This window comes from Microbacterium sp. NPDC096154, from assembly GCF_040302945.1.
Taxonomy (GTDB): Bacteria; Actinomycetota; Actinomycetes; order Actinomycetales; family Microbacteriaceae; genus Microbacterium.
This window is the reverse complement of sequence record NZ_JBEOSM010000003.1, coordinates 169321-190488: the sequence shown is the minus strand read 5'-3', so window position 1 is coordinate 190488 and position 21168 is coordinate 169321. Positions and strand designations below refer to the sequence as shown.

19 protein-coding genes are annotated in these 21168 nt (G+C 69.4%); 15 read left to right on the top strand and 4 right to left on the bottom strand.

Going from position 1 to position 21168, the window contains the following annotated elements:
- The first annotated feature begins 120 nt into the window (after positions 1-120).
- On the top strand, positions 121-1935 hold the full coding sequence (locus ABTW64_RS05610; protein ID WP_350620111.1) for an endonuclease/exonuclease/phosphatase family protein: 1815 nt from the start codon (positions 121-123) through the stop codon (positions 1933-1935).
- Between the two features lie 61 nt (positions 1936-1996).
- On the opposite strand, the gene hpaD is transcribed toward ABTW64_RS05610, so the two are convergent.
- The 3 genes from hpaD to ABTW64_RS05595 are packed head-to-tail and all read right to left on the bottom strand — an operon-like array spanning position 1997 to position 5264.
- Complete coding sequence (gene hpaD / locus ABTW64_RS05605; RefSeq protein ID WP_350620109.1) at positions 1997-2992, bottom strand: 3,4-dihydroxyphenylacetate 2,3-dioxygenase; 996 nt, start codon at positions 2990-2992, stop codon at positions 1997-1999.
- Between the two features lie 29 nt (positions 2993-3021).
- Entirely contained in the window at positions 3022-4155 is a 1134-nt protein-coding gene (locus ABTW64_RS05600) for an FAD-dependent oxidoreductase (RefSeq protein ID WP_350620107.1), read from the bottom strand.
- Positions 4156-4214: 59 nt separating this feature from the next.
- The gene (locus tag ABTW64_RS05595) at positions 4215-5264 is read right to left on the bottom strand and encodes an amidohydrolase family protein (protein ID WP_350620105.1); all 1050 of its coding nucleotides are present in this window, start codon (positions 5262-5264) and stop codon (positions 4215-4217) included.
- Between the two features lie 247 nt (positions 5265-5511).
- Between ABTW64_RS05595 and ABTW64_RS05590 the strand changes: the two genes are divergently transcribed.
- The 14 genes from ABTW64_RS05590 to ABTW64_RS05525 all read left to right on the top strand — a co-directional run bounded on the left by ABTW64_RS05590 (position 5512) and on the right by ABTW64_RS05525 (position 20669).
- Complete coding sequence (locus tag ABTW64_RS05590) at positions 5512-7044, top strand: ABC transporter substrate-binding protein (RefSeq protein WP_350620103.1); 1533 nt, start codon at positions 5512-5514, stop codon at positions 7042-7044.
- 45 nt (positions 7045-7089) lie between these two features.
- Complete coding sequence (locus tag ABTW64_RS05585) at positions 7090-8034, top strand: ABC transporter permease (protein ID WP_350620101.1); 945 nt, start codon at positions 7090-7092, stop codon at positions 8032-8034.
- The gene (locus ABTW64_RS05580) at positions 8031-9860 is read left to right on the top strand and encodes a dipeptide/oligopeptide/nickel ABC transporter permease/ATP-binding protein (protein ID WP_350620099.1); all 1830 of its coding nucleotides are present in this window, start codon (positions 8031-8033) and stop codon (positions 9858-9860) included. Before ABTW64_RS05585 ends, ABTW64_RS05580 begins: the two co-directional genes overlap by 4 nt.
- Complete coding sequence (locus ABTW64_RS05575; RefSeq protein ID WP_350620097.1) at positions 9860-10699, top strand: ATP-binding cassette domain-containing protein; 840 nt, start codon at positions 9860-9862, stop codon at positions 10697-10699. The genes ABTW64_RS05580 and ABTW64_RS05575 overlap by 1 nt, the downstream gene beginning before the upstream one ends.
- Before the next feature lie 99 nt (positions 10700-10798).
- Positions 10799-11695 (top strand): LysR family transcriptional regulator, encoded by an 897-nt coding sequence (locus ABTW64_RS05570; protein WP_350620095.1) that lies wholly within the window; start codon positions 10799-10801, stop codon positions 11693-11695.
- A gap of 37 nt (positions 11696-11732) precedes the next feature.
- Positions 11733-12479 carry a dienelactone hydrolase family protein gene (locus ABTW64_RS05565; RefSeq protein ID WP_350620093.1) on the top strand — a complete coding sequence of 249 codons (747 nt, stop codon included), beginning with the start codon at positions 11733-11735 and terminating at the stop codon, positions 12477-12479.
- Between the two features lie 30 nt (positions 12480-12509).
- Positions 12510-13805: an FAD-dependent monooxygenase gene (locus ABTW64_RS05560; RefSeq protein ID WP_350620091.1), complete on the top strand. Its 1296-nt coding sequence runs from the start codon at positions 12510-12512 to the stop codon at positions 13803-13805.
- On the top strand, positions 13802-14245 hold the full coding sequence (locus ABTW64_RS05555) for a nuclear transport factor 2 family protein (RefSeq protein WP_350620089.1): 444 nt from the start codon (positions 13802-13804) through the stop codon (positions 14243-14245). Before ABTW64_RS05560 ends, ABTW64_RS05555 begins: the two co-directional genes overlap by 4 nt.
- Positions 14242-15090, top strand: a complete 849-nt coding sequence (locus ABTW64_RS05550; RefSeq protein WP_350620087.1) for a fumarylacetoacetate hydrolase family protein — start codon at positions 14242-14244, stop codon at positions 15088-15090. The genes ABTW64_RS05555 and ABTW64_RS05550 overlap by 4 nt, the downstream gene beginning before the upstream one ends.
- A gap of 34 nt (positions 15091-15124) precedes the next feature.
- Entirely contained in the window at positions 15125-16165 is a 1041-nt protein-coding gene (locus ABTW64_RS05545; protein WP_350620084.1) for an ABC transporter permease, read from the top strand.
- 49 nt (positions 16166-16214) lie between these two features.
- Positions 16215-17381 (top strand): sugar ABC transporter substrate-binding protein, encoded by a 1167-nt coding sequence (locus tag ABTW64_RS05540; RefSeq protein ID WP_350620082.1) that lies wholly within the window; start codon positions 16215-16217, stop codon positions 17379-17381.
- Positions 17378-18994 (top strand): sugar ABC transporter ATP-binding protein, encoded by a 1617-nt coding sequence (locus ABTW64_RS05535; RefSeq protein ID WP_350620080.1) that lies wholly within the window; start codon positions 17378-17380, stop codon positions 18992-18994. The genes ABTW64_RS05540 and ABTW64_RS05535 overlap by 4 nt, the downstream gene beginning before the upstream one ends.
- Positions 18991-20286, top strand: coding sequence for a DUF3500 domain-containing protein (locus ABTW64_RS05530; RefSeq protein ID WP_350620078.1), 1296 nt, complete (start codon positions 18991-18993; stop codon positions 20284-20286). Before ABTW64_RS05535 ends, ABTW64_RS05530 begins: the two co-directional genes overlap by 4 nt.
- The gene (locus ABTW64_RS05525; protein WP_350620076.1) at positions 20286-20669 is read left to right on the top strand and encodes a RidA family protein; all 384 of its coding nucleotides are present in this window, start codon (positions 20286-20288) and stop codon (positions 20667-20669) included. The genes ABTW64_RS05530 and ABTW64_RS05525 overlap by 1 nt, the downstream gene beginning before the upstream one ends.
- Here the strand turns inward: ABTW64_RS05525 and ABTW64_RS05520 are convergent.
- A complete protein-coding gene (locus ABTW64_RS05520) occupies positions 20650-21108 on the bottom strand; it encodes a MarR family winged helix-turn-helix transcriptional regulator (RefSeq protein WP_350620074.1) in 459 nt (152 codons plus the stop codon). The genes ABTW64_RS05525 and ABTW64_RS05520 overlap by 20 nt on opposite strands.
- Between the last annotated feature and the right edge of the window lie 60 nt (positions 21109-21168).

Genomic DNA, 21168 nt, shown 5'->3' with positions numbered 1-21168 from the left:
GGCGACGGAGGGCATCGCCCCGCGACGACGCGACCGCGCAACCCCCTGTTCGCTGTCAGCCCCCGCGCATAGCATCGGACGCTCGCGGGCGCACCGGGTCGCCCGACCGGAGGAATGAAGATGCAGACGATCTCTCGAGCAGCCCGCAGCGCGCCGAGCGAGCGCCGTGCCTGGGCGGCGCTGCTCGTGGTGCTCGCCGTCGTGGCGGCGGCGCTGACGGGCGCACCGCGGTCCGCCGATGCGGCCGTCATGAGCCCGCTCATCTCGGGAACCGCGCACGTGCAGCGCATCGGCGATCAGAAGCCCGCCGCCGCGAACCCCCTGTCGCTCGGCACCTCGGGCCGAGCGCTGCGCGTGGAGGGGATGACGCTGCGGCTCGCCAACGCTCCCGGCTCGTCGATCGTGTATCGCGTGCACATCCAGAAGGAGGGTTGGCAGGGGTGGCGCCAGGACGGCGCCTTCGCCGGGTCGCGCGGCAAGAGCCAGCGTCTGGAGGGCTTCTACGCCTACCTGACCGGTCCGCTCGCCGACCGCTACGTGCTGCAGTACCGCGCGCACGTGCAGCGCATCGGGTGGCAGCCGTGGCGCAACGGCGGCACCGGAGCGGCGTCGTTCGCCGGCACGTCCGGCCAGTCGCTGCGCATGGAGCAGCTCGACTTCCGCCTCGTGCCGAAGAGCGACGCCCCCGTGATCGAGACGCGCGCCGCCGACCGGCTGCGGGTCTCGTGGAACAAGGAGCACCCGGCCGGCACCCCGCTGCGGGTCGTGCTGGGGCGCCGGCTCGACGACCTGAACACCGCCCGCGACGTGGCGGGGGCGGTCTGGCGGGCCACCTTCTCGGTGCCCGCTGGGCGGAAGAACGTCGACATCCCTCTGAATGCCGCCTGGCGCAACGCGATCGGGCAGGCGACGGGGATGAGTGTGGCGGCGCAGCTGCAGCGGTACGACGCGGGGTCGCGCACGTGGGTGTCGGCCGGCACGGTCGTGGACACCATGGTGCCCACGCCGCAGGCGGCGGCAGCGTCGACGGCGATCACGGTGGCCACCTACAACGTGGGCTCGGTCAAGGCCGTCACGTCGGTGCCGTGGAGCACCCGCGGCGCGGCGGTGGCGCGCACGATCGACGCTGTCGATCCCGCACTGGTCGCCCTGCAGGAGCTCAACGCCGATGCTGCCGGGACCGGGCGGGGGAACATGATCCAGGATCTGGACGCCCTGCTCACCCGTCACCAGGCGGTCATCCCCGGCGACCGGTTCCGGCCGTCGTCCACGAGCGTCCCGGGCGCTCACCTCTTCTATGATCCGGCGCACCTTCGCCTGCAGGAGGCCGCCACGGTGTCGACCAAGCAGCTCGTCGGCGACGCCGTCTGGAACGTCGGCTCCAGCACAGCGGACCAGCCCTTCGAGTGGGCGCGGTTCACCGTGGCCGCGACCGGTCGCCCGTTCTGCGCGGTCTCGGTGCACCTCACGCCCAACGACACCTCGAGCGCCGCAGTGGCTCGGCGCCGCGCCGCCGTCGAACGCATCTCCGCGTACATGACCGAGCGTGCCCCGGCGTGCGGCGATCTCGTGCTGCTCGCCGACTTCAACGACTCGATCCAGGCGCGACCCTCCGTGAGCGGCGGCAGCTACGACGGCACGAAGGGCGCGCAGGCCCGGATGATCCAGCTCGGGTGGACGAATGCCGCGGCTGCCGCGGCGCGCACGAACATCCGGTACAAGTCGGCGGAGTCGGGCACGTTCGTCGCGAACGGCGTGCCCGGTGCGCTGAGCGCATCCGAGCTGCAGGCGGAGTGGATCGACGGGATCTACACGCGCGGTGTCGGCAGCGCGTTCTCCTACGGCGTCGATGTGCGCCTCTCCGGAGGCCGCTTCGATCCGGCCTTCCACGGTTCGGATCACAATCTCGTGTGGGCGCGGATTCCGATCCAGTGAGCGGTGCGGCTTTCGGCCCCGTTCTCGACGAGAGCGGGGCCGAAAGCCGCAGCAGCGGATCTCAGTGGATGCTGAGCACGTCCTCGAGCGTGGCGGGGGTCGCCTGCAGCAGCGGCTCGCGGACGTCCTCGCCGGGGAACTCGCTCGCCTCGAAGAACCAGCGCCGGCTGGCGGGCATGCCCCACAGCTGGGAGCGGCGGGCGTCGGAGACGTCCCAGCGCATCGGCTCCTCTTCGAGGTCGATGAACTGGTAGTGCGTCGTGAACAGCTCGATGCGGTGCTGATCCGGATCGCGCAGGTACAGGAACAGCGCGTTCGAGATGCCGTGCCGGCCCGGCCCGCGGTCGATGTCGTCGCCGTAGCCGAGGTCGCCCGCGACGTCTGCGGCGTGCAGCAGGGCAGTCGCGTCGGGAACCGTATACGCCCAGTGGTGCAGGCGCGGCCCCCGGCCGTTGGTGAACACGAGATCGTGCGTGTTGCCCTTCACCTCCATCCACGACCCCCAGAGCTCGTCGGTGCCGTCGGTCGCGGTGAACTCCGCCAGGCGCATGCCCAGCGACGCCCAGAAGTCGGTGGCGGTCTGCACGTCGTACGTGACGACCTGGAAGTGATCGAGCCGCTGGGGGGCGCCCGCGACGAAGTCGGCGAAGTCCTGGTGACGCCTCCGCTCGAGGCTCATCGACGAGGTGAGCTCCAGGTGCGTGCCGACGGGGTCCACGAACCGCAGTGTCGGTCCCTGGTGATCGAGCTCGACGCGCTCGTGTGGGAGCCCGGCGTCCTTGCAGAAGCGCTCGGCCGCAGCGATGTCGTCGTCGGTGCGCACCCGCAGGCCCACCTGCAGGGCCTTCGCTTCGTCACCGCGCTCGAGCACGAGGCTGTGGTGCGCGGTCTCCTCCCACCCGCGCAGGTACACGGCGTCATCGGTCTCCTCCGTGACGACCAGGCCGATGACGTCTCGATAGAAGTCGCGCGACTTCTCGAGGTCGGTCACCTGCATCCTCACGTGGGAAGCACGAGTGATGGCGAACGGCGGCTGATGATTCGTGGTGGGCAGCAATGCGGCTTCCTTTCGTCCGATGGCACCGGTCAGAGCGGCTGGGCCATCACGTCGAGCACGTGGTTCGTGGCCGCGACGTTGTCGAAGCCCGGCAGGCGGCCCATCTCCCACTCGCCGATGGCGAGCGACGTGTCGACCACGAGCTTGCAGCGCTCGTAGCGGCGCTCGGTGTACTCGAGGAACGCGTTCTCGAGCACGTCGTGCGCCGCGAGGGCGTCGGCCAGCACGACGCCGTCCTCGATCGCCTGGGCGGCCCCCTGGCCGAGGTGCGGCGTGATCGCGTGCACCGCGTCGCCCATCAGCACGACGCGGCCCTTGTGCCACGGCTTCGGCGTGCCCATCGACTCCTCGGGGCGCAGCACGATGTCGGCGTCGTCGGTGATGAACTCGTCGCGCACGCGGGCGGTGAGACCGCCGAAGCGGGCCAGGTACTCCCGCAGGCGAGGCGCGAGCTGATCGTGCGGGATGCGCTCATGCGTGCCCATGTGCGCGTTGTAGAACATGTAGGCCAGGTCGGGACCGATGGGCACGTAGCCGGCCATGCCCTGGTCGTCGCCCTGCAGGATGATGCAGTCGATCTCGGGCAGCAGCGGGATGTTCACGCGGAACGCCGACTGCCCGATGTACTCCGTCTGCATGTCGTGGCCGAGCACATGGTGGCGCACCTTGGAACGGACCCCGTCCGCTCCCACGAGGATGTCGGCGGTGAACTCGCGGCCGTCGACGAGCGTCGCGGTGACCGAGTCCGCGTTCTCGACGAGCGAGGCGAACTCGGCCGCGTAGTGGATCTCGACGCCGACCTCTTCGGCGCGGTTCGTCAGGATCTCGTGCAGCTTCGGGCGGGTGACGCCGTTGAGTGGCGGCAGCGTGGACCCCTCGATCCGGATGCCCGGCATATCGAATCGGTGGTTCCCGTCGACGTCGAGCATCCGGCCCCACTGCTTGGCCGGGTAGCCGGCCTCGATGCACGCCTGGGCGCAGCCGATCATGTCGAGTGCGCGCAGGGCGTTGGCCGGCTGGATGATGCCGACGCCGAACACCGACGCGTGCATATCCGGGTAGCGCTCGATGACGGTCGTCTCGTAGCCCTGCTGACGCAGTGCGATGGCCGCCGAGAGGCCGCCGATGCCGCCGCCGATGACGAGAACGGAGCTGATGGTCATATGCGTGTACCTACTTCGTTGTAAGCGATCGGGGTGGGCGCGCGCGGCGCCCATGCAGATCAGATGGGGAGGTTGAACATCCGCTTGGCGTTCTTCCACAGCACGAGCTCGCGGTCCTCGTCCGACACCTCGATCTCGTTCTTCAGGAACTCGACGCCCTGGCTCATCCAGCTGCGGAACACGGGGAACGACGAGCCGAACATGTAGTGATCGGCCCCCGAGATCTCGAGCGCGGCCTCGATCTGCTTCTTGCCCCAGGAGTGCGGGTGGGTCAGGTCGAAGAAGATGTTCTCGTCCATGTACTGGCGAATCTTCTCGCCACCGGTCGGGTCGAGGCGACTCAGCGACTCGGCCTTCACGGGCTTGTGGGGCGTGAGCAGCTGCGCGCTCGCGAACCAGTTGCCGCCGAGCATGGTGTGGATGAACTTCAGATTCGGCAGCTCGTCGAACATGCCGCTGAACAGCTCGCGGCCCACGGCGATGCCCTGGTCCATGATGCGCCCGTACTCGCGCCGCAGGTTCGTGTAGTCGATGACCGACTTCCACTCCACGGGCAGCGGAGTGTGGTGCACGATCACCGGCAGGCCCTTGTCGTTCAGCACCTTCAGGTACGGCTTGAACACCTCGTCGTCGAGGTAGAGCTGGCCGTAGTGGCACGCGAGCTGCACGCCCACGACACCGAGCTCATCGATGCAGCGCTCCAGCTCGTAGATGTTCTCCTTGCCGCCCCACGGGGGGACGCACGCGGTCGAGAAGAGGCGGCCGTTCGAGCGCTTCACGATCTCGGCGGCGTTGTCGTTGACGGCCTTGCAGGTCTCGAGATCCAGCCACTCCTGCCACACCGGCACGCGCATGATGCCGTAGTCGACGCCGGCGTCATCCATCGCCGCCAGCTTCGCCTCGGCGGAGTAGTCGCCATCGACGTAGTTGAGGTTCTGGTATCCCTTGGGCTTCTCGAGGATCAGCTGCGGCTTGCCGTCGTCGGCGGTGCCCACGGTGGCGATCTCGCCGAAGCCGCGCGGGGCCGAATTCAGGAAGCCGTTCAGGATCTTCTCGTTCGTGAAGAGGTCCTCGGGCAGGTGATGGATGTTGATGTCGACGACCGTCATCGGGCGCCTTCCTCTCGGGAGCGGATGGTCTGGGACGCCGCGTCGTCCTCGGGCGGTCGCAGGGAGACGGCGTCGTCACGGCACACGCTACGACAGCGGCACGGTCGGGGAACGTGACGATCCTGCACGGTTAGCGTGACCGTCCGCCGCTTGGGGCGGGGAGCAGCGGCTGGCTAGCGTGGCGCCAACCCGAGGGCACGCAGCCGTGTCCGCATCGAGCTGCACCATCACGCAAGGAGGCGTCTACATGCAGCGCAAGATCCGAATCCCCCTCACTCTCGCTCCTCTCGCCCTCACCGGCCTTCTGCTCGCCGGATGCACCGGCGGCGCGACCAACACCGACCCGGATGGCGGAGAGTCTCCCGCTGCCGCAGACGCGACGCTGCGCATCAACTACGGCGAGTTCCCTGAGAACTGGGCGCCCGGACAGGAGATGGAAGGCGGCCTCCTGCGCGTGCCCTACGAGACGCTGCTCGCTCCTGGTGCCGACGGCACTCCGCAGCCGTTCCTCGCCACCGATTACGAGCTGACCGACGAGGCGATCACGCTCACGCTGCGCGACGGCGTCACGTTCCATGACGGAACGCCGCTCGACGCCGAAGCGGTCAAGGCCAACGTTGAGTACGTGAAGGCCGGCGCGACCCCTGCGGCGGGTGTGCTGCAGTCGATCGAGTCGGTCGACGTCGTGGACGATCTGACCGTGCGGTTCAACCTCGCGGGCCCCAACCCGGCCATCGCGCACACGCTCACCACGCGGACCCTCCCCATCGCGAGCCCCGCCTCGCTGGCGGACGACAGCGCGGCCCAGCACCCGGTGGGCACCTCGCCGTGGGCCTACTCTCCCGACACGTCGGTGACGGGCACCCGTCTCGCGTTCACCGCCTTCGAGGACTACTGGGGAGACGCCCCCGGGTTCGCCAACATCGAGCTGTACGCGATCGCGGAGCCGGAGGCCGCGGCGGCCGCTCTGCTGAACGGGGAGATCGACGTCACCGAGGTCGAGCCGACCGTCCTGCCGCGCTTCGAGGGATCGGCGATCGAGCACATCCAGTTCCCGGCGATCCGCAACAACGTGATCTTCTTCGATCGGGGCCCCGGCGGCGTCTTCGAGTCGCAGGAGCTGCGTCAGGCGGTCTGCTCGGCCATCGACGTCGCGCAGTTCGGCGAGATCAGCGGCGAGCACGAGGCGGCGGCGCAGCACTTCGACGAGGGCGAGATCGGCTACAGCGCCGACATCGCCGGCTACGGCGGCGACCTCGACGAGGCGAAGACCCTCTACAGCGACGCGGGCAGCCCCTCGGTCTCCATGGAGCTGATCGCGGCGCCGTACAACGCGCACCAGCTTGAGGTGTACGTGGAGCAGTTCTCGCAGATCGGCGACATCTCGGCCACCGTGAGCACCGTGCCCCCGCCTCAGTTCGGCGGCGAGTGGAATTCGGGCCGCTACCCGATGGGCCTCGGCAGCAATGACGAGGCGACGCCTTTCGAGTGGTACAACTCGTGGTTCGCCGCGGACGCTCCCGGCAACCCGTCGGGCGTGGAGAGCGAGGCCCTGAAGAGGGCCGCCGACGCCGCCATCGCCGCCGGCGGCTCCGAGGAAGCCGCCGAGCTGTGGGGCGAGGCCATGAAGGTCGTGTCGGACGAGGCGCTCACCTGCGCCCACGCCCGCGGGCTGGAGACCATCGCCTGGAACCCCGAGGTCGTCGAGGGCATCGCGCAGCCAGCCGAGCTGTGGGAGCCCAAGCTCATCAACTACCGCGACGTCACGCCTGCTTCGTGATCCGCCGATGACGCCGCACTCGATCAGGGAGAGGAGGGAAGACGCATGCTGAACCTCATCGCGTCGCGCATCGCACTCGTCGTGCCGCAGCTCGCGCTGCTGAGCCTCGTGGTGTTCGCCCTCACGTACTTCGTGCCGGGCAGCGCCGCCGCGGCGGTGCTCGGCACGGCCGCGAACCCGGAGTCGATCGCGCAGCTGGAGACGCAGCTGGGCCTCGACCGACCGTTCTTCGAGCGGCTCGGCAGCTGGTACGCCGGCGTGCTGCAGGGCGACCTGGGCACCAGCTACGTCTCGGCCCGGCCCGTGACGCAGCTCTTCGCCGAGCGGCTGCCGGCCTCGCTCTCCCTGATCGGGGGCGGCCTCGTCGTCTCCGCCGTGTTCGGATTCGCGCTGGGACTGCTCGGCGGCACCAAGCCCGGTTCGCTCCGCGACCGGATCTCCACCGCGCTGTCTTCGCTGTCGCTGTCCATCCCGGAGTTCTGGATCGGCATCGTGCTGCTGCTGGTGTTCGCCGTGCAGCTGGGATGGCTGCCGGTGGTGTCGTACGTGCCCCTCACGAGCGACATCGTCGGATGGCTGCGCGGCATGGTCCTGCCCTCGCTGTCGCTCGGCATCGTGGGCTGCGCGCTCATCGCCCGCCAGCTGCGCTCGTCCCTGGCGGGTGCACGTGAGGCCCGCTACATGGACTCCCTCACGGCCGCCGGCGTGCCGCAGAGCCGGCTCATCGGCCGCTACGCCCTGAAGAACGCGATGGTCCCAGTGCTCGGCGCGTCCAGCATCACGGTGAGCGTCATGATCGGCACCAGTTTCGCCATCGAGAAGGTCTTCGCCTTCCCGGGCATCGGCACCCTGATGCTGCGCAGCGTCACCGGCAAGGACTTCGCCGTCGTGCAGGGCGGCGTGCTGCTGATCGCCGTGCTGGTGATTGCCGTCAACCTGCTCATCGACATCGCGTACGGCCTGATCGACCCGAAGGCGAGGGCCGCATGAGCCAGACCCAGACCGCCGTCGTGCGCACTCGGCCCGCCCCGAGCGGAAAGCGCAGCGACGTGGCGCGCGTGCTTGCCAGGCTGCGTCGGCAGCCCGGCACCCTTGTCGCCGGAGCGGCCCTCGCGCTGCTCGTGCTGATCACGATGTTCGCGCCGCTCATCGCTCCCTACGACCCCACGGCGGCCGACCTCGGCGCCATCCTGCAGCCCCCGTCCGCCGCGCACCCGCTCGGCACCGACGACCTCGGCCGCGACCAGCTGAGCACCCTGCTGTACGGCGCGCGGATCGTGCTCGTGGTCGCCTTCGGGTCGGTCGTCGTCGCGGCCCTCATCGGCGTGCCGATCGGGCTCCTCATCGGGTACCGCAGCGGCTGGTGGGACCGGATCGGCATGCGCGGCATCGACATGCTGCAGTCGCTTCCGGGGATGCTCATTGGCATCACGGTCGTCGCGATCCTCGGCCGCACCATGTGGGTGCTCATGCTCGCGATCGGCCTGGTCTTCGCGTCCGGCTTCGTGCGCATGGTCCGCGGCTCGGTGCTCGCCGAACGGCGCAAGGCGTATGTCGAGGCGGCAGAGGTCGCCGGTCTCACGCAGGCGCAGGTGCTGTTCGGGCAGATCCTGCCCAACGTCGCGGGCCCGGTGATCACCCAGGCCGCCGTGTACATCGGCTCTGCCATCACGATCGAGTCGGCCATGAGCTTCCTCGGCGTGGGCCTGGACGCCGAGAGCGCCAGTTGGGGCGCCATGCTCTCGCTCGCCCTGGAGCAGCAGTCGGTTGCGCCCTACCTCACCTGGGCCCCGGGCATCGCGATCGTCCTCACGGTGCTTGCCTTCAACGTGTTCGGCGACGGCCTCAACGACGCTCTGACAGGAGAGCGCCGGCTGAAGCCGCGTCCCGCCCCCAAGGCCGCCGCACCGGTCGTCGAGCCGGGGAATGCACCCGCGGCCCAGGATGCCCCGCTGCTCGCGGTCTCGGGCGTGACCGTGGCCCTCGACCGCTCGCGGTACGAGGAGGTCGACATCGTCAAGGATGCGTCTCTGACGGTCGCGAGGGGGGAGATCGTCGGCATCCTGGGGGAGTCCGGTTCCGGCAAGTCCACGTTCGCTCGCGCGGTGCTCGGCATGCTGCCGGCCGGCACGCGTCTGCGGCATGGCTCGATCAGGCTCGACGGCGAGGAGCTCGCCGGGCTGACGTCGCGGCAGCTGCAGCAGTACCGGGGCGCGCGCATGGGTGCGGTGTTCCAGGACCCCATGGCGGCGCTGTCGCCCGTGCACACGGTCGGCCGCCAGCTCACCGAGCCGCTGCGGATCCACAAGGGCATGTCGACGGCCGACGCCCGCAAGCGCGCCGTCGAGCTGCTGGATCGCGTCGGTGTGGTCGACGCGGCGGGGCGTCTGGACGCCTACCCGCACGAGTTCTCTGGCGGCATGGCGCAGCGCGTCGCGATCGCGATGGCGCTCGCGGCTGAACCCGACCTCCTCATCGCGGACGAGGCGACCAGCGCGCTCGACGTGACGACCCAGGCCCAGGTGCTCGACCTCATCCTCGACCTGCGCGACGAGTACGGCCTCGGCGTGCTCATGATCACTCACAGCCTCGGTGTCGTGGCCGAGGCCTGCGACCGCGCCGCGGTGCTGTACCGCGGCCGGATCGTCGAGGACGCCCCGGTGACGCAGCTGTTCGACAGCCCGCACCACCCGTACACGCGTGCGCTGCTCGCCGCGAACCCCGCGAACGCGGGGGAGACCGGCCGGCTCCGCACGATCGACGCCGCGGAGCGTGCGGCGATCGACGCCGAGATCGATCTGATGGAGGTGCGCTGATGACCGCTTCGCTGCTCGAGGTCACGAACCTGCAGGTCGCCTACCCGAAGGGTCCCTTCGGTCGCTCGTCGGCACCTGCCATCGATGACGTGACGTTCACGATCGGCGAGGGCGAGACGCTGGGACTCGTGGGCGAGTCGGGGTCGGGCAAGTCGACCACGGGCCGGGCCATCCTGCGCCTGGCACCGATCACGGGCGGCACTGTGTGCTTCGCGGGCGACGACATCGCACGCTGGGGAGCACGCCCGCCGCTGGCGTACCGCAAGCACGTGCAGGCCGTCTTCCAGGACCCCTCGTTGTCGCTGAACCCGCGCCGGCTCGTGTGGCACGCCATCGCGACGCCGCTGCGCCGTCATGGAATCACGGACGCGCGGGAGATCGAGCGGCGCGCTCATGATGCGTTCGAGCGCGTGGGACTGGACACATCGCATCTGCACCGCTTCCCGAACGAGCTGTCGGGCGGTCAGCAGCAGCGGGTCGCGATCGCGCGAGCGATCTCGCTCGAACCGCGCCTCATCGTGTGCGACGAGGCCGTCAGCGCGCTCGACCTGTCGACCCAGAGCCAGATCATCAACCTGCTCATGGATCTTCAGCGGGACACAGGAGTCAGCTACCTGTTCATCGCGCATGACCTGGGCATCGTCCGGCACATCTCACACCGTGTCGGCGTGATGCGGCGAGGCCGGCTCGTCGAACTCGGCGAGACGGAGCAGCTGTACGCGGCGCCGAAGGATCCCTACACGCGCGCCCTGCTGCAGGCGACGCCTGCGAGCCATCCGGCCGGACGTGAGGAGCGTCGGCGGATTCGCTTGACAGCGCGTACAGCGAGTGAGGCATGATGGACCACAGCCCCACCTGCCCGACCCCGCCGTTCTCGAACCCGCGAGACGTGCCGCAGACGTCGACGTCTGCGACCTCCGACCTCTGGGAGACCCTCTGTGGATCGTCTCGTCGTCATGCGCACCTTCGCCGCCGTCGCGCGGTCATCGTCCTTCGCCGGAGCAGCCTCCGAGCTGGCTATCTCGCCCTCGCTCGTCTCGCGCCACGTGGCCGACCTGGAGCGGCAGCTCGGTGTGCGGCTGGTCAATCGAACGGCGCGGTCGTTCAGCCTGACCGCGGCCGGGGCCGAGTACGCGCAGTTCTCGCAGCGCATCCTCGACGAGATCGAGCAGACGGATTCGGCACTGTCGACGACTCAGGAATCGGTCGGCGGGCGATTGTCGATCCTCAGTCCGAAGTGGATCGGTCATCTCGATCTGGGAGCGGCGATCGGCGCCTTCGGACGCGAGTTCCCGGAGATCTCGGTGCGCGTGGAACTGGAGACGCCGTCGGACAGGCTGTACGACTTCCTGGATCGCGGATTCGACGTCGCGTTCCATGCGCGTGCGCCGCGGGACTCGCGGGTGCGGGTGCGCCGCATCACCGAGCTGCCCTTCATGCTCGCGGCCTCGCCGGAGTACCTGGCGGAGCGTGGAACGCCGCAGACTCCGATGGAGCTGTCGCAGCACCGGCTGATCAGCCACACGGGCGACGCGGTGTGGAGGTTGGGCGAGGGGCCGGACGAGGCTCAGCTCAAGGTGGCGCATCCCGTCGCGGCCGCGAACGCCTACATGCTGATCGACCAGTTCATCGAGGCGGGTTGCGGCATCGGGCTGACGCCGCGGATGTCCGCCCGCGAGGCGCTGGAGCACGGGCGCATCGTCGAAGTGCTGCCGCAGCTGCCGCCGCCCTCGCGCGCGCTGTATGCCGTTCACGCCCCGGGCGGGGAGACGCCCGAGCGGGTGCGCGTGTTCTTGGACTTCATCACGACCTGGTTCCGCACCAGACAGCGCTGATGCTGAGCGGTGCGGCCTCGACGCGAAGGGACGCACCGTGACGCGACTGATCTCGCGGGACATCGAATACCGCTTCGGCGACACCCGCATGATCGGGTACCTGGCCGCACCCGACACAGGAGAGGCGACGCCCGGCATCCTGCTCGTGCACGATGCCTTCGGACTGACCGACGACCTGCTCGAGCAGGCGGAGCAGTACGCAGAGCAGGGGTTCGCGGTGTTCGCGGCAGACGTGTGGGGCGAGCGCCATCGTCCGCAGGACACGGACGGCATCGGCCCCCTCATCGGCGGCATGGTCGGCGACCGCGACGAGTGGATGGGGCGCATCCGCGCGGCCCACGACACCATGGCGGCCCAGGACGAGGTGGATCCGGGCGCGATCGTGGCGGTCGGCTGGTGCTTCGGCGGCTCCACGGCGCTCGAGCATCTCCGTACGGGCGGCGACCTGCGCGGCGTGGTGGGCATCCACGCCGGCCTTGACCTGCTGGCGCCCGGCTGGGACAGCGCAGACCCCACGGCGCGCGTGCTGCTGTGCACCGGCGCGGATGACCCGATGGCGACCCCTTCGCAGCGCGCGGCGCTCGAGTCGGCCCTCACCCAGGTCGGGATCGACTGGGAGACCGACCTCTACGGCCACACGAAGCACGCATTCACGAGCGCCGCCCTCGAGCACGCGCCGGCGAACCCCGTGTTCGCCTACAACCCGCGCGCGGCGTCACGAGCCCGTCACGCAACCACCCGATTCCTCGGCGAGACGCTCGCGCTCGTGAGCACGACCGCCTGACTCAGAAGCTGATCCACGGAAGAGAGACACATGACCAGCGACATCGCGATCGTCGGCGCCGGCCCGGGCGGCCTCATCACTGCATTGCGCCTGCACCAGGCCGGACTGCGCCCCAGGATCTACGAGACCGTTCCGGAGCTGAAGCCCCTCGGTGTCGGCGTCGACATCAAGACGGTCGGCACCCGCGAGATCGACGAGCTCGGCCTGCTCGAGGAGTTCCGCGCGATCTCGGTCGACGCGGTCGACTCGATCTTCTACAACCACTTCGGCCAGGAGATCTACGCCGAGAAGTGCGGCGTGCACATGGGCTATCTGCACGAGCAGCGCTTCGTGCACCGCGGCATCCTGCAGATGATGTTCTTCGACAAGGTGCGCGAGCGTCTCGGCGAGGATGCGGTCGTCCTCGGCGCGCGCGTCGTGCGCTACGAGCAGGACGCTGACGGCGTGACCCTGCATCTGGAGCACCGCGACGGCCGCACCGAGACGGTGCGCCACGACGCCGTCATCGCCGCCGACGGCATCAAGTCGGCGGTGCGCAAGCAGATGCACCCCGCTCAGACGGAGCCCGAGTTCTCCGGCATCACCATGTGGCGCGGCACGACGCTACGCGAGCCCATCCGCGACGGGCACACGATCTTGCACCTCGGCGACCCCCGCATTTCCACGATGATCATCTATCCCATCGCCGAGAACTTCGAGAACAGCGGCCTGGACCTGATCAACTGGGTGGTCGAGACCAACGGTGAGGAGACGATCGAGGACTGGAACCAGGTCGCCGACCCGGAGCAGATCATCCCCGCCTTCGACACCCTCAAGCTGCCGTTCCTCGACGTCCAGCAGCTGATCCGCGACGCGCGCGAGGTGTACCTCTTCCCGCTCGTCCGCCACTTCCCCCTGGACACCTGGGTGGACGGTCGTGTGGTGCTGCTCGGCGATGCCGCCCACGCGATGTACCCCCGCGGCGGGAACGGGATCACCCAGGCGATGCTGGATGCGCGCGTGCTTACGGAGAAGCTCGTCGAGCTCGGCGACCCCGCGACGGCATTCCAGGCGTACGACGAGGCGCGCCGCCCCATCGTGACGCGCATCGTCGACAGCATGCGCGGTGAGGGCTACGAGGTCATCCGCCGGATCGTCGCCGAGCGCACCGACGGCAAGCCGTTCGACGACATCGAGGACGTGCTGCCGCTCGCCGAGGCCGACGAGATCTTCAGCGGCTACCACAAGCTCGTCGGCGCCCCGCGCCCCGGCCACGACGCCGGAGAGGCGACGGGCTTCCGCACCTGGCTCGTCGACGAGCCGCAGGCAGAGGGAGCCACGGCATGACCGCGGTCCTGGAAGCACCCGCTGACGTGCGCGAGGCGGCCATCGCGCTGGAGGAGGAGCGTCAGCGCGCCCTCATCGAGGGCGACCTGGCCACGCTCGACCGCATCTTCGACGACGCGCTGATCCACATCCACGCCCCGGGGCTCGTGCACGACAAGGCGATGCTGATGGAGCATGTCGGCATCCGTCGGGCGTATCTCGCCATCTCCCGCGGCGAGCTGTCGGTGCGGCAGGTGGGGGACGTCGCCATCATGGTGGGCCCGATCCACAACTCGCTGCGCAACCCCGACGGCTCCAGCCGGGAGCAGCACGGCACGGTGACGCAGGTGCTGCGCCGCACGGAGGACGGCGCGTGGCGCTTCCTCAACTTCCAGCTCACGCCCATCGGCGAAGAGGTGTGGGGAAAGCTGCCGTCCGAGCAGCAGGAGGAGGACCGATGAGGCTGGCACGATTCCGCACCGCAGACGGCGCCGAACGCCTCGGCCGTGTCGAGGGTGACGGCGTCGTCGACGTCACCGAGGCGGCGGGAGGCGCGTCGCTGACCGCGATCCTGAGCCGCCTCGACGAGCTCGGGCCGGCGCTCGCCTCGGCTGCGGGGGAGACCCGCGCACTGGCCGACGTGACGCTGCTCAACCCGATCGACAACCCGCAGAAGGTGCTCGCTATCGGCATGAACTACGCCGAGCACGCCGCCGAGGCCGCGCAGGCCGGCATCCCCACGCCGACGAGCCAGTTCTGGTTCAACAAGCAGGTGTCGAGCCTCAACGACCCGTTCGGCGAGATCGTGAAGCCGATCGAGTCGGATGCCCTGGACTACGAGGTCGAGCTCGGGGTCGTGATCGGCATGAGGACTCGGAGGATCGCCAAGGCGGACGCTCTCAGCGCCGTCGCAGGCTACGTCGTCGCCAACGACGTGTCTGTGCGCGACTGGCTGCAGAAGCTGTCGCCGACGTTCATCCTGGGCAAGGGATGGGACACGCACGGCCCGCTCGGCCCCTGGCTCACCACGGCCGACGAGATCGCCGACCCGCACGTGCTCCGGATGACGCTCACCGTGAACGGCGAGGTGCGGCAGGACCACCTGACCGACGACATGATCTACGACATCGCGGATCAGATCTCCTACCTCTCCACGGTGATGACGCTCATGCCGGGCGACGTGCTGCTGACGGGCACGCCGCAGGGCATCGGAGCGCCGACCGGGAACTTCCTCAAGCCGGGCGACGTCGTGCGCGCCGAGATCGAGGGTCTCGGCGCCATCGAGAACCGCGTCGTCGCGGAATGACCACTGATCACAACGACGTGAACGGACATCGACCATGACCAACCTGGCACCTCCCCGCAAACAGCCGACGGAGTCGCTCACCGTCACCTCCGCGGCGATCAAGCCCCAGCGATCGCCACTCGACTTCGGATGGTGGGCCTCGCGATTCTCCGTGATCGGCGTGTGGATCCTGATGATCGTCGTCTTCGGCATCATCACGCCGGAACGCTTCCTGAGCGCGGGCGTGCCCCGGGTGATCCTGAGCGGACAGCTCGAGATCGTGTTCCTCGCCGCCGCGCTGCTCTGCACGATCATCGTCGGTGAGTTCGTCGACATGTCCGTCCCCGCGAACTACGGGATCGCCGGCACGGTCGTCGCAGTGCTCACCGTGAACCTCGGCACGAACGTGTGGCTGTCAGCGCTGCTCGCGATCGCGGTGTCGACGCTGGTGGGCTTGGTCAACGGGCTGCTCGTCGTGAGACTCGGCGTCAACACCATCGTCGTGACGCTCGGTATGAGCACTGTGCTCGCGGGCCTCGCGATCTGGGCCAGCGGAGCGCAGCCGATCAGCGGCGTCCCGCGGGAGTTCACCGCCGTGGTGAACACGAACATCCTGGGGCTGCCGGTGGGCTTCTACCTCGGGCTGATCCTGATGCTCGGGTTCGCGTACGTGCTGCAGTTCACGCCGCTGGGCCGCAACATGCGGTTCGTCGGCGCTAACCGCGAGGTCAGCCGCCTGGCAGGTGTACGGGTCGATCGCGTGCGCCTGGGCGCGTTCGTCGCAGCCGGTGCGATCGCCGGTCTCGGCGGCGTGCTGAGCGCGGCGAAGATCGGCGGCTTCGACGCCGCCACGGCGCAGACGTACCTGCTGCCCATGTTCGCGACCGTGTTCCTCGGCACCGCGATCCTGTTCCCCGGCAAGTTCAACCCCATCGGAGCGCTGCTCGCGGCCTACTTTCTGGCGACGGGCACGCTCGGGCTGCAGCTCGCCCTCATCGGCACGAACTCGAACCTGTGGGTTCCCAACGTGTTCTACGGCGCTGTGCTCGTGATCGCCGTCACCGCTTCCACCGTTCTCGGGCGCCGCTCGAGATAGACCCTCTGCACCACCCCATCCCTTGTCAACGACGTCAAAGGAAAGATCCATGCTCACCACATCCCTGCGCCGCGGCGTACTCGCTCTCGCGGCCGTCGCGGTCGCGAGCGTCGCCCTCATCGGCTGCTCGGCCGACCCTTCCGCCGAAGAACCGGCGGGCGCCGACGCTCCTGCCGGGAGCGGCGCGCCGGCTGTCGACGAGTTCCTCGCGGAGGTCACCCAGGCCCACGACTCGTATCCCGTGCCCACGGAGCCCGTGGACGGCGTCGCTGAGCTCGCCGGCGGCACCGTGTACTACATCCCGATCACCCTGCGTGCGCCGACATTCGTCACCATCCAGGCCTCCCTTGAGGAGGCGCTCGCCGCTGTCGACATCACGCTCGTGTCCTGCCCCGCCGACGGCAACCCGGCCAACATCGCGGCGTGCGTCGACCAGGCGATTGCGGCGGGTGCGCTCGGCATCGTGAGCGACGCGATCCCGTACCAGATGGGCGCCGAGGCGTTCGACAAGGCGCGCGCCGCCGAGGTGCCTGTCGTCATCGCCAACCAGGGGCCGAACGAGGAGGACTTCCCCGCGGACGAGACGCTCGCCTACATCCCCTCGAGCGCCGTCAGCTCCGACCGCGCGATGCTGCACTGGATCGCGCAGGACTCGGGTGGCGACGCAACGATCCTCGTGTCGCGCTCGGCCGACGGATATTGGTCGTCGAGCTTCATGCAGACCGCGCTCGATGAGCTGCCCGAATACTGCCCCGACTGCACGATCGCCGCGACGATCGACATCTCCACGGCGACGCAGGCGCAGCTGCAGAGCAACATCGCCGCGGAGCTCATCAGCAACCCCGACATCGGCTACCTGATCACCGACTTCGCGCAGTACATTCCGCAGGCGACCGGAGCGATCCAGGACTCGGGCCGCACCGACGTGAAGTTCCTGACGGGCGCCGCGTCTCTCGGAGCCGTCCAGGGTGTCGCCGGTGGGGCGTTCGCAGGCGTCGCAGCGGAGGCATCGGCGTTCCTGGGCTACCAGGAAGCCGACACGCTCCTTCGCCTGGTAACGGGCGCCTCGGTCAGTGAGCTGGAACCCGGGTCGAATCCCGTGCGCCTGTTTACGGCCGACACGCTGCCCGAGAAGATCGATGAGGAGGCGGAGCGCTCGGGCGAGTGGTTCGGCCCCACGTCGTTCAAGGACGACTACCTGGCGCTGTGGCAGTGACGACGACGCAGATCGAGGGGGCGCGCGCCGCTGCGGCCGCGCCCCCGCCCCGCCTCGCGGTCAGCCGGCTGTCGAAGACGTTCGGAAGCGCCCGGGTGCTCACCGACATCCACTTCGACGTGCGACCCGGCGAGATCCACGCGCTGGTCGGACAGAACGGATCCGGCAAGTCGACGGCCGCCAAGATCCTCTCCGGGTTGTACACGCCTGACGAGGGATGCGTCGTGTCGATCGACGGAAGCCCCTTCGAACTGCCGGTCCGTCCCGACGAAGCACAGCGCCGCGGCATGGCCGTGGTGCACCAGAACCTGGGCCTGCTGCCGTCGTTCAGCGTGCTGGAGAACATGCGCATCGGCCGCCTGAAGGGGCAGGGCATCCTCAAGCGGATCGACTGGAAGCGCGAGCGGGAGGCAGCCGAGGCGGTGTTCGAGCGCATCGGGCGGGCCGTGCCCCTCGACGCCCCCGTCGCGTCGCTGCACGAGGAGGAGCGTGCGACGGTCGGCATCGCGCGCGCTCTCCAGGACGCCCAGCCAGGACAGGGCCTCATCATCTTCGACGAGTCGACGCGCGCCCTGAGCCGCCGCGCGCTCGAGCACTTCTTCGTGCTGCTCGACGAGATCGTCTCCACAGGCACCGCCGTGCTGATGATCACCCACCGTCTCGAAGAGGTGCTCGACGCGGCCGACCGGGTCACGGTCCTGCGGGACGGTCGCTCGGTCGCGTCGGGCCACGACGTCGCGGGCATGAGCGAGGCCGACCTCACGAGCATCATGCTCGGTCGCGATCTCGAGCGCGGCGGCGGGCGCGCCGCCTTCGCCACCGATGCCGCCGCTTCGGTGCAGATCGCGGGCCTGACCGGCGGCGTCGTCGAGGAAATCGACATCGACGTGCGGCCCGGTGAAGTGGTCGGCGTGACCGGCATCGCAGGCTCCGGGTACGAGGAGGTGCCGTACCTGCTAGGGGGTGCCCAGAAGGCGAAGGGCGGGACCGTGCGCGTCGGCGGTGCCGAGCTCGCGGTCCGCGGCCTGACACCCGGCGGGGCCGCGGGAGCGGGCATCGTCCTGCTTCCCGAAGGCCGCGAGAAGGCCGGCCTGGCCATGACCATGAGCGTCAGCGAGAACATCGCGTTCCCGCATACGGTACGCCGCGCAGCCGCGCTGCTGCCGAACGGCCGTCGCCCCGAACGGACGCGGACGGCGGAGTGGATCGACCGGCTCGACGTGCGCCCTCCCCGCGCGGAGGCGGCGGTCGGCACGTTCAGCGGCGGCAATCAGCAGAAGGTGCTGCTGGCCAAGTGCCTGTCGACCGCGCCGGAGCTGCTGCTGCTGCACGAGCCCACCCAGGCCGTCGACGTCGGCGCACGCCGTACGATCGTCGATGCCATCCACGATGCGGCGGCTCAGGGCGCCCACGTGCTGGTGGCGGGGTCGGACGAGAACGAGCTGTCGATGCTCTGCGATCGAGTACTGGTGTTCGAGGGGGGCAAGGTGGCACGCGAGCTGCGCGCTCCGATCTCTCCGGACGACATCGTGGCCGCGATCTACACGGGCGGAACTCGCGCGCGGCTGCGCAGCCGCACCGAGAGCGTCGAGACGCCGGAGGAGAGGGAATGACACAGGGCGAGGACATCGACGGCTTCTTCACGACCGCGCGTACGAGCGGCCGCGACGAGGCGGTGACGCTGGAGACCGAGGACTTCCGCGACTATCTGTACCCCCTCGACTCGGAGGAGCTCGCGCCCTGGCGCGACATGACCTACGAGCGGTTCACGGCCGAGCGACGCGGGCACCCCTTCCTCGAGCAGCTGCTCGAGGACTGGGATGCGCTGTATGAGGCTCCCTTCGTCGGGGTCACCAGCGACGGAGTCCCCCGTGAGGGGCTCTACCCGCTGCCGGAGGGCTGCAGCAACGACGCCGGGACAGTCGCGGCGGCGCGCACGCTGCTCGACGCGCTCAACCGCAGTCAACGGGAGCGCATCCTGCTGCCGATCGACGCCCCCGATTGGCGTGGCTGGTCGAATCCCGAGTTCGTCTTCCACCGTCACGGGATCCGGCTCGAGGACATGGCGCAACGTCAGCTCGACGCGTTCTTCGTCTTGCTCGACGCGTCGCTGAGTGCCGACGGAGCCGCCCGCGTGCGAGAGGGCATGGCGCTCAACGGCTACCTCGGCGAGCTCACAGGGCTGCCGAACGTGCTGAACAGTCGCTCGTTCGCGCTGACGATCTTCGGCGAGCCGTCGACCGAGACGCCGTGGGGCTGGCAGCTTTTCGGCCATCACGTGTGCGTCAACTTCGTCGCGGTGGGCGGGCGCGAGGTCGTGGCCCCGGTGTTCCTGGGCGGCGAGCCCGCTCTCACCGACACCCGGCCTCCGCTGTTCGACGCCCGCGAGCGCCTCGCGCTCGAGCTCGCGTCGTCGCTGACCGCGGAGCAGCGCGAGAAGGCCGTCGTCTACGACTCGGTGCTCGACCCGAGCATGCCGGAGGGACGGCTGCATCCGGCGGATGAACGGCACCTCGCGGGCGCCTTCCACGACAACTGGGTGATCCCGTACGAGGGCGTCCGCGCCTCCGAACTCGACGAGCGTCAGCGCGGCATCCTGCGCGCGATCGTGGAGGACTTCCACCTTCTGCTGCGCGACGAGCAGCGCGCGATGACCATGGCCGAGTACGACGCGCATCTCGATGAGACCTACTTCGCCTGGTACGGTGCGACGGACGGGAGCCAGCCGGTGTACTTCCGCATCCAGTCACCAGTGCTCGTGGCGGAACTGGACAACCACGCCGGCGTGTGGCTCGCGAACAAGCTGCCCGCCCGGTTCCACGTGCACACCACCCTGCGCCTGCCGAACGGCAACGACTACGGCAAGGCGTACCTGGCGCAGTGGCGCGAGAGCCGGGGCGAGTGATGGCACGCCGCGAGTCGGTCGAACTGTCCGGATTCGGTCACGCCAACCCGATCCCGGCCGCGAGCCGCAAAGGCCCGTTCGTGTTCTCGGGAGCCTTCACCGGACGCCACCCCGCGACCCGAGAACTGCCGGCGACGTTGGATGAGCAGGTCGCGAACGTGTTCGCTCACGTGCGTGCGCTGATGGCCGAAGTCGGCGGCGGGGTGGAAGACATCATGCGGATGACCGTGTACCTCGTCGATTTCCGCGATCGGGAAGCGTTGAACCGGGAGTGGATCGCGATGTTCCCCGATGCCGCGTCGCGCCCCGCGCGGCATGTCGTGAAAGCCGACCTCGACGGCGGGTTGCTCGTTCAGGCCGACCTCATCGCCGTGCTGGATTGATCGCGCCCGCGTCGACCCGGTTTGCGAGCGCGGCGAGGACCTCCGTCGCCCGCGCCATCTGCTCGTGCCCCAGCAGGCCCCTCAACTCCGTCTGCACCGATGCAAGGCGCTGCCGCGCTGAGGCCGCCCCTTCGTGCCCCGTGGGCGTGATGAGATAAAGGATCACTCGGCCGTGCTGCGGGTGCGGCTCGCGCCGCACCCATCCCAGCGCCTCGAGCTGACCGAGCGCCGTCGACGCGGATTGCGGCGTGACGCGCAGACGGCGCGCGAGCTCCGATCCGGACATGGCCCCCAGCGCATCGAGGTGCACTGCGATGCCCAGCTGAGTGATCGTCGCACCGAGATCGCTCACGGCCTCGGCGAGCAGGCGCTGCACGCTCTGGTTGGCCCGGAACAGCGCGTACGGGAGCGTGTCGGTCCAGCCGGGAATGTCCGTCATGCGGTCATCCTCCCAGCTGGCTCTTCCTTCGGGCGCGCGCTTCGCGTAGGTTTCAGACAA